Genomic DNA, 2,409 nt, shown 5'->3' with positions numbered 1-2,409 from the left:
CCGACGCTCCGCGGCATCACGGGCGATGCGAGCAACACGTACTCGCCGGCTATGGGCACGACCTTCCGCATCGTCGAAGCAGACGGCGGCGTTACCGGTCACTTCGCTTCGATCGACCAGCCGGCTACCGGCCTCGCCGCGAACACGCGCTTCCTCGCCTTCTACGGCGTGGATGGTGGCCATGCCATCGACCTGCGCGTGGCACCGGTGTCGTACGCGGAACTGCTGGGCGCCTCGGCTAAGCGTAATGGCCTGGCCGCGGCCGGCGCCCTCGACGGTGCTGTCATCGCACAGGATGCCGGAACGGCCACGGCCGCCCAGAGCACGCTCCTGTACGCCGTGTCATCGCTCGGCCCGGACCAGGTGGGCACGCTCGTGAGCAGCCTGTCGGGTGAAGTGCACGCGGATGCGGCAGCGGCGGCGCGTAACGCCGGCCTCGGCATGCAGCGCGATGTCACCGGCCATCTGGGTACGGATGTCGAATCCGCCGATGCGGCGCACCGCGTGTGGGCGAACCTCACCCGCGACGGCAACCGCTCCATCGCTGACGGCCAGGGTAGCGGCTTCGAGACCGGCACCGATCGCAGCATCGTCGGCGTCGACGTCTATGCCGAAAACGGCACGGTCATCGGTGTCGCCGGCACGCACCACGATACCAACGTGATCGCGAAGGGTGGCTCGGCCACGATCCGCGGCAACTCGGGCATCGTGTACGCGCAGCAGGCCGTCGGCGGCTTCGTGATCGACGGCATGGCATCGCGCGGCAGCACCGACTGGTCGACGCGTCGCGCCGATCCGATGGGTGGCGCTTCGCTCGAGTCGCGTACGTCCGGTAAGGACACGATGGTCAGCGCCGCGCTGCGCATGCCGATGCAGACCGCCGCAGGCAACCGCATCGAACCGTACGTCAGCGCTACCTGGCAGAAGGTGGAGCGTGACGACACGGCTGAACGCGGCACCTCGGTCGCTGCGCTCTCGCTGGACAAGCTGTCGGAAACCGGCACGCGCGTCCTCGCGGGCGTGATGCTCGGTTCCAAGGCCGCCGATCCGCTGGCCAGCACGCTGACCTGGCGCGCCGGTGTCGCCGTGGGTGCCGACACCGGCAACCTGCTCGACCCGACCGTGCATGACACGATGGCGGGCCAGCGCTTCGACACCGCGGCACCGGGTGTCGGTCGTGGCTTCGTGCAGGTGAATGCGAACGGCACGATGCGCCTCGCGAAGAGCACGTACCTCTACGGCGGCCTGACCGCCGAGCAGGGTTCGGGCCGTGCGGCGTATGGCGTGACGGCAGGCGTTCGCGTCGCGTTCTGATCGTTGTAGTACGTGGAAAGGAAAAGGCCCGCCAGGATCTGGCGGGCCTTTTTTTTGTGCCCCTTTCGCGGCGTGTATCGCCTGCAAGCAAGCTCCCACAAGAGCGCTGTGGGAGCGCGCTTGCGCGCGATGTTCTCGCCTCAGTGTTCCAGCGGCAAGTCCTTAGTCTCCCGCACAAAGAACAACCCAACCACGAAGGTCATCAACGCCACGATCACCGGATACCACAGCCCGTAGTAGATATCGCCCTTCCAGGCCACGAGCATGAAACCGATGGTCGGCACGAACCCGCCGAACCAGCCATTACCAATGTGGTACGGCAGGCTCATCGACGTGTAGCGGATGCGGGTCGGGAACATCTCGACCAGCCAGGCGGCGATCGGGCCGTAGACCATGGTCACGTAGATCACCAGGATCGCGAGCAGCACCACGAGCATCGGGTAGTTCGTCTGCGATGGGTCGGCCTTCGCCGGGTAGCCGGCGGTCTTGAGCTGGCCATCCACCTTCTCGGTGAACGCCTTGCTCTGCCCGGTGAAGGTCGCCTTGTCCATGCCAGCACCCTCGAACGATTCGATCACCTCATCGCCGATCTTCACCGTCGCCAGCGTGCCCGCGGAGGCGGCTGCATTGCTGTACGGGATGCCCTTCTTCGCCAGCACGCTCTTCGCCACGTCGCACGAGCTGGTGAAGGTGTGCTTGCCCACAGGATCGAACTGGAAGCTGCACGCGTTCGGGTCGGCGGTGACCACCACCGGAGCGTTGGCCGCGGCGGCTTCGATCGCCGGGTTACCGAAGTGGGTGAGGCCCTTGAAGATCGGGAACATGGTGAGCGCGGCGATCAGGCAACCGCTGAGCACGACGGTCTTGCGCCCGATGCGGTCCGACAACCAGCCGAAGAACACGAAGAACGGTGTGCCGATGAACAACGCCGCGGCGATCAGCAGGTTCGCGGTGGTGGCATCGATCTTCAGGCTCTGGGTCAGGAAGTACAGCGAGTAGAACTGGCCCGTGTACCAGACCACGGCCTGGCCGGCAGTAGCGCCGAGCAGGGCGAGGATCACGAGGCGCAGGTTCTTCCACTGGCCAAAGGCTTCG

The 2,409-nt window shown here is 66.3% G+C and carries 2 protein-coding genes; one reads left to right on the top strand and one right to left on the bottom strand.

All coding sequences use genetic code 11. The features are described 5' to 3' along the window. Positions 1-1,314, top strand: a 1,314-nt coding sequence (locus tag ACTHLF_RS02600; RefSeq protein WP_440324597.1) for an autotransporter outer membrane beta-barrel domain-containing protein, incomplete at its 5' end; no start/stop codon positions are given. 140 nt (positions 1,315-1,454) lie between these two features. On the opposite strand, the gene ACTHLF_RS02595 is transcribed toward ACTHLF_RS02600, so the two are convergent. Beyond that, a partial coding sequence (locus ACTHLF_RS02595; RefSeq protein ID WP_440324595.1) for an MFS transporter occupies positions 1,455-2,409 on the bottom strand: 955 nt, incomplete at its 5' end.

The sequence above is a fragment of the Luteibacter sp. genome (assembly GCF_051958795.1).
Taxonomy (GTDB): domain Bacteria; phylum Pseudomonadota; class Gammaproteobacteria; order Xanthomonadales; family Rhodanobacteraceae; genus Luteibacter.
Note: the sequence above shows the minus strand (reverse complement) of the source record. Positions and strands in the feature narration are given on the sequence as shown.